The following is a 6148-nucleotide window of genomic DNA, read 5'->3' as shown; positions in this document are numbered from 1 at the left end:
GGGCCACCGGCATGCCCCACCCGCCCAACACCACAACAACACATCGGCTATCAGCGATATTTGGCTCACGCCTCCGCTACCCGCGGATCCGGGTCAGACGCGCGAGCGAAAGATCAGCGAGTTCGTCGCGATGCTGGCCCGGCACGAGACTGTCTACCCGCAGAAGGCCAAACCTGCGAACCCGCCGTAGTCGATGCTGTCATGATCGACAGCACTGATCTGTAGCCGCTGCCCGGTGCGCTGGCCCACTCATGTCCGCCGGCAGCATGCATGGCGGCGGGTCGTGATTGCTCCGTGGCCGCTCGGATGTTCGCTACCACGTGCGGACGGCGAGTTGATCGTCCACTTCGGACTTTTAATCCGTAGGTTCAGGGTTCGAGTCCCTGGCGATCGGCAGCGAGCCGTACCGGCGGGGCTTCTACACCGGCGTCAACAGTGCGAGCGGTTCGACTGCGCGACCCTGCACGATGCCGAGCTGCCCGACGGCGCCTACCCGAGCTGACAGACGCAGGAGGACTTCGTAGGCCCCAGGTGCGAGCAAGCGCTGCCTGGGCTGTCCACGCAGGCGCTGGGCAGCCGTGGCGACGTGTACCCGAAATGCGTCGCGTGTTGTGGTGCGTGTGCGGATACTGCGTCGGTGACCGGTTCCGCATCGCCTCAGCTGCTTCGACCTCGTGCGCTGAGGCCCGGCGATCTCGTCATTATCGCTTCGCTGTCCGGGCCGCTGCCTGCGGCTTACGAGCGCAACGTTGAGCAGGCGGTCGTCGTGCTCGAGCGGATGGGGTTCCGCGTGCGTCGGGCACCACTGCTGGAAGTAGGGCGGCGCCGGTGGTGGAGCGCGGCGACGACGGCGGAGATCGCCGCGGAGCTCAACGGTCTTCTTCGTGATCCTGAGGTTCGTGCGATCGTCGCGAGTGACGGCGGCCAGACGGCGTTCGGCTATCTCGACTTGATCGACATCGAGGCAATCAGGGCCGACCCGAAGCCGATCCTTGGCTATAGCGACATCTCCTTGCTGCATCTGGTGCTCTATGCCCGCGCGGGCCTGGTCGGGTTCCATGCCGACATGGCCGTTCCCGGCTTCGGCGGCCACTGGCAGACGGCGCCAGCGACGCGCCAAGCGGAACTCGAGGAGCTTTACGCGAGGTTGCTGACCGATACCGAAGCGATTGGTCCATTACCTGCGAGTTCGTCGTGGGAGTGCTGGCGCGCTGGCCGTGTCGAAGGCCGGCTGATCGGTGGGGTGATCAATCGCATCGCGCTGGTGCAGGCGACGCGTTTCGCGGTGCCGCTCGAGTGGTTCGACGGTGCCGTGTTGTTCTGGGAGGAGATGGGCGGCCTGGCATCGCATGTGTGGAGTTATCTGCAGGTGATGCGGCACTGCGGCATCCTCGATCGGATTTCCGGCATGGTCGTGGGCGTTCCGCGCGAGATCGCCGGACTCGACTCGCCCGAGGCGTCCCCGACGCTGTCCGAGATCGTCCTCGACGTACTCGGCGACCGTGACATCCCGGTGCTAGGCAACGTCGAGTTCGGACATGCCGGCCCGAATCTGCCGATGCCGATCGGCATCCGTGTCGGTCTCGATACGCAGCAGCGGACATTGTCGTTGCTCGAACCGGCGGTGTGCGGCCCGAACGCGGTGACGGAGCCGGCCAGCTGAGCGCCGCGGATCAAGGCCGTTTGCGGCTCTCGCGGACCTGCCAGCTGCTACATGAGCCAGCCGACCAGCACGCCGGACCGGCTTGACAGCATCACTTCGCGTCGAATATATCTTCGTCTCGTGAGTATCAATCTCCGGGAACCGTCGTTCCTGATCCTGACCGCGCTGGCCAGAGAGCCCTTGCACGGCTACGGCCTGATCGCCGAGGTGAGCGAGCTTTCGCATGGCAGGGTGGCGCTCCGACCCGGCACCCTCTACGGCGCGCTCGACCGGCTGACCGACGACGAGCTTGTCTCGGCCGACCGCGAGGAGATCATCGACGGTCGCCTGCGCCGCTACTACCGGCTCACGGAACAGGGCGAGGCGGTGCTGCGCGCCGAGACCGAACGGATGCGGGCCAACGTCGAGGCAGCCAGCGCTCGGCTCAAGGCCCGCGCCTCGCTCCGCACGCCCGCGACGGTGAGCCTGGCCGGCGGTGTCGCATGACCCGCCCCCTGGAGCGCCGCTACCGTGCCCTGCTGCGTCTCTACCCCGCCGCCTACCGGGCCGAGCGCGCCGACGAGATGGTCGCGACCTACCTCGAACTGGTCTCCGGCAACGCCCGGTGGCCGAGCCCTGCCGACGTGACGGACCTGATCCGCGGTGCCGTACGCCAACACCTGCGTGCCAACGGCGCGCATGGCCTCCTCAAGGCGCTTCCCTCGGCGGCCGCGCTCGCCCTCACCACCGCGACCGTCATCAGCACAATGTGGCTCCTGGGCGTCGACACGCTCCCGCGCGCGCTTGCCCTGCGGGACGGCTCGTTCCTGACGATCGGCGCCCTCGGTGCCGTGACGTTCGGCGGCTGGCTCGTGGCAGGCATCGCCGCGAGCATCATGCCCGGCCGGTGGGGTCGGTGGGCGGTCGCCGCGGCGCTGGTCCTCACGGTGACGGTGATGCCGGTCGCCGCGCTGACGTCGTTGCAGCGGCCGGCGATGCAGATGCTAGTGCCGCAGCTGATGCTCGGGCTGCTGGCCCTGGCGCTGCCCGCCGGACGGCAGGTCTGGCCGGTCCTCGGCGTCCCGATCGGTGCGCTGATCGTGGGCGCGTGGTCTGCCCTGGACGGCTGGTACCCGGTGTGCAGCTGCCGGACGCAGCCCAGCGCCGCCGTGCTGCTCCTGCTCGCCGGAGCCGTCGTCGCGGTCGTGTTCGTCCGCAGGCGCGACGAGCGAGGGGCATACCCGCTCCTGTTGGTCCTGGCGCCGGCCGGGCTCTTCGTGGTCCGGGACGTCGCGACCGGCCTGCTGCCGCACGCCGCGACGCCGACCTGGTCGATGCTCGCCACCACGGCGGCGATCGTCACCGTGGTCGCGCTCGCTCCGGTGCTGATCGCCGTCACAATGCGCGGTCGCCGCCTACGCCACCCCGGTGACGCTGCGGACGCATCGAGCTCGTCATTCGGACCTACTCGATAGGGACCAGGCTGAGCAGTGTGCATGCCCCGGGCCCGTCGCCGCTTCAGCGCCGGGCCCGACACAACCCAGGCCTGGTACCGGGTTGGGGGTGGCCGCGTGGACGTCGAAGTCGCGTCGGCCGTACTGACGGCGACGGACCATTGCACAGTGTAATAAGACCGAGAACGTGGTCTCGATCCCGCTGGTGTCTTGCGAGTCGAACAGGAGCCGAAGCGCTTGACGAACAACGCATCGAATGACGAGCAGGAATTGACCGGCGGCGGGATCAACCGAGTCGTCCGCGTCGGCGACACTGTCCGTCGTCCGTCGCAGCCGTGGAGCGCACGGATGCATCAGCTCTTCGGTCATCTGGAGAAGGTCGGGTTCACCGGCGCTCCCCGGTCCTTCGGCAATGACGAACTGGGGCGTGATGTATTCGGATACCTCGACGGCGAAGTTGGCCACTATCCCTGGACGCCGGCGGTGGCCAGTGATGCGGCGCTCGCCAATGCCGGTCGCCTGTTACGTGATTTCCACGCGGCCACCGCGGATGTCGCCGGCCGATGGCTGGACGGCTGGCAGTCGCCCGCCCACGAACCGGTCGAGGTCATCTGTCACAACGACCTCGCGCCCTACAACCTCGTCTACCAGGGCGAGGAGATCGTCGGGATCATCGACTTCGACACGGCGGGGCCCGGACCCCGCGCACGGGACCTGGCTCTCGCGTTGTACCGGTTCGCGCCACTGAGCCGGCCGGGGGACGGCGAAACCGTTGCAGTCGTGACCCGTCGCCAGGCGACGCGGTCGCGAATCTTCCTGGACGCGTACGGCGCCGACTCGGCACTGCGGGTCGCCGCCATCGATCAGGTCGAACCGCGGCTGACCGAACACACTGACCTGATGCAGTCCGCCGCTGCGGCCGGCGACGAGAACTTCGCCCGGCATATCGCGGAAGGGCACCTCGATCACTATCTGAAGGACATCGCGTATCTGCGCGATCAGCACGAGATCTACCGGGTGGCGCTCGCCGAGTAGGCCAACGGCTTCTGTCAACGGACAGGCGGCGGTTTACTGTAACGCGATGCCGGATAGTGAAGATCGAGTGGCGCAGTTGGAGGCGCAGGTCGCCGAGTTGGAGCGGCGGCTTGCGCGGTTCACGGCCAATGCTGGGGCGCCGCGGTTCACGCCCGGGTTCAACCAGGTGTACCGCGCGGACGGCTACGGGTACGTGAGCGCGTACTACGTCGGCGGGGCGACCAGCCGCGTGCGCCTGTTCGTCGGGCCGCAGCACCCGCCCGCGCAGTGTGTCGGCGAGGCCAACTCCGGCGGGCGCGTCGACAGCCACATCGGCGCCGTCGTGCGGCCCGGCGAGTACTGGGTGCTGGAGTGCACCAAGCCCGACGGCGAGGGTTATCGGGCCGTGTTCACGCCGCTGTTCTGAGCCAGCAGGGGCCGCGACGCGGCGTGAACACGTACCCGCAAGGTTCGAGCAGGATCAGCAGGACAGGGAGCCGGGGCCAGCGCCGACGCCGAGGATGCCCACGAAGCGCTGGTAGGCGGCGACGCGACTCTGGATCTGGGCCGGGTTGCGGCCGTTGCACTCCAGGCTGCCGTTGATGCTCCGGATGGTCTCGCCGAAGCCGGCCCCGTTCACCATCGCGTTGTGCGGGGTCATGGTGCCCGGGCCGCTCTGGGTGTTCCAGTACCACAGGGCCGTCTTCCAGGCCACGGCCGCGTCGGTCTGAACCAGGTTCGGGTTGCGCAGCAGGTCGATGCCCAGGGCGTCGCCGGCCGCCTTGTAGTTGAAGTTCCAGCTCAGCTGGATCGGGCCGCGGCCGTAGTAGGCGGCCCGGCCGGCGGGGCAGCCGTAGGACTGGCCGGCGTCACAGTAGTTGGGGTAGTTGGCCGTGTTCTGCTCGACGATGTAGACCAGGCCGCCGGTTTCGTGGTTGACGTTGGCCAGGAAGGCCGCGGCCTCCTGCTTGCGGGCCGCGTCGGAGCCGGTGCGGGCGAAGGCGGGGTAGGCCGACAGCGCGGCGACCAGGCCCGAGTACGTGTAGAACGAGTTCCGGCTCGGGAACATCTGGTTGAACTGCGCCTCGCTGACCACGAAGGCGCCGCCCGACGAGGTGGGAGGGGGAGCGGTCGTGGGAGTCGTGGGAGAGGAGCCGCAGGAGTACGGGTCCCAGTACCAGGTGCTGACCACGGGGCTGTAGCCCGGGTTGTCGTGCTCGGCGATGTAGAACTTGCCGTCCGTGAACTTCACGATGTCGCCGGTCACGTAGTTGTGGCCCTGGACCCAGGCGGGGAAGCTGCACGCGCCGGCCGTGCCGGTCTGGACCGGCGGGTTGGTCGGGGTGCTGCCGCCGCAGGTGCCCTGGTCCTGCCACACGCCGGTGGTGCCGGGCGGGGCCTCGTTCTGGGTCCACCACTTCGCCAGGTAGTTGTGGCCGTTGCGGGACGCGGTCATGCCGCCCGTGTAGACGGCTGTGGCCTGCCACGCGGGGGCGCAGGCGGCGGCGGAGGCGGGCATCATGTTGAAGAACGCGACCACTCCGCTCACCACCGCCATCGCGGCGAGCATGGCCAGCGCGCGGACTCTCGACACCCTCGATCAACTCCTTCGGCTCCGGGCCTGACCTGCCCATCCGACCAGCCGGAGGAACGCCGAAGAGTGAACATCATCATTTCATGAACAACATTTACGGTACCGTTGAGACAGCACCACAACGCCGCGGTCAGAGACGGCGACGTCACTCACCGCGACCAATCCCGAGGCATTGACGTGATCTGCATCACTGCAAGGCCCCGAAGCTGATCTACGCACAAACGGTGCGGTGCGCGAATTCCGCCCCGTCGGTACAGTGACCCACGGTCACGTCCACGGGCGTGACTGCCGCCCAATCGCCGTCCGTGGCGAGCCGGGGACCCACCGTTGCGTTGGGGTGAATCCGCCCTCCTGGAAGCCCTTCCGGGAGCGGTGGTAGGGGTCGTTCCGTCCCGAACCCGTCAGCTAACCCGGTCGGCGGCCGACGGAAGGAACAACGAACCA

Annotated in this window: 6 protein-coding genes, 1 tRNA gene, 1 pseudogene and 1 riboswitch; of the genes and pseudogenes, 7 read left to right on the top strand and 1 reads right to left on the bottom strand. The window is 68.2% G+C overall.

Translation table 11 applies throughout. The annotated features are described in order from the left end of the window. From AB0M46_RS24065 to AB0M46_RS24035, 7 genes and pseudogenes are all read left to right on the top strand, one after another. Positions 1–190: pseudogene (locus AB0M46_RS24065) on the top strand (hypothetical protein); the annotation flags it as partial. 107 nt (positions 191–297) lie between these two features. Then, positions 298–396 (top strand) — tRNA-Lys (locus tag AB0M46_RS24060). A gap of 241 nt (positions 397–637) precedes the next feature. Beyond that, positions 638–1663 (top strand): LD-carboxypeptidase, encoded by a 1026-nt coding sequence (locus AB0M46_RS24055; RefSeq protein WP_363339203.1) that lies wholly within the window; start codon positions 638–640, stop codon positions 1661–1663. A 120-nt stretch (positions 1664–1783) separates the two neighbouring features. Beyond that, a complete protein-coding gene (locus AB0M46_RS24050; RefSeq protein WP_363339202.1) occupies positions 1784–2149 on the top strand; it encodes a PadR family transcriptional regulator in 366 nt (121 codons plus the stop codon). Next, positions 2146–3117 carry a hypothetical protein gene (locus tag AB0M46_RS24045; protein ID WP_363339201.1) on the top strand — a complete coding sequence of 324 codons (972 nt, stop codon included), beginning with the start codon at positions 2146–2148 and terminating at the stop codon, positions 3115–3117. The genes AB0M46_RS24050 and AB0M46_RS24045 overlap by 4 nt, the downstream gene beginning before the upstream one ends. A 216-nt stretch (positions 3118–3333) precedes the next feature. Further along, positions 3334–4131: a phosphotransferase gene (locus tag AB0M46_RS24040; protein ID WP_363339200.1), complete on the top strand. Its 798-nt coding sequence runs from the start codon at positions 3334–3336 to the stop codon at positions 4129–4131. Between the two features lie 46 nt (positions 4132–4177). Then, positions 4178–4537 carry a hypothetical protein gene (locus tag AB0M46_RS24035; protein WP_363339199.1) on the top strand — a complete coding sequence of 120 codons (360 nt, stop codon included), beginning with the start codon at positions 4178–4180 and terminating at the stop codon, positions 4535–4537. 54 nt (positions 4538–4591) lie between these two features. On the opposite strand, the gene AB0M46_RS24030 is transcribed toward AB0M46_RS24035, so the two are convergent. Further along, positions 4592–5704, bottom strand: a complete 1113-nt coding sequence (locus tag AB0M46_RS24030) for a glycoside hydrolase family 19 protein (RefSeq protein WP_363339198.1) — start codon at positions 5702–5704, stop codon at positions 4592–4594. Between the two features lie 279 nt (positions 5705–5983). Continuing rightward, a riboswitch (cyclic di-AMP (ydaO/yuaA leader) is annotated at positions 5984–6140 on the top strand. Positions 6141–6148 lie beyond the last annotated feature (8 nt).

Source organism: Dactylosporangium sp. NPDC051485 (genome assembly GCF_040682015.1).
In the GTDB taxonomy this organism is placed as follows: domain Bacteria; phylum Actinomycetota; class Actinomycetes; order Mycobacteriales; family Micromonosporaceae; genus Dactylosporangium.
This window is presented reverse-complemented; position numbering and strand designations above follow the sequence as displayed.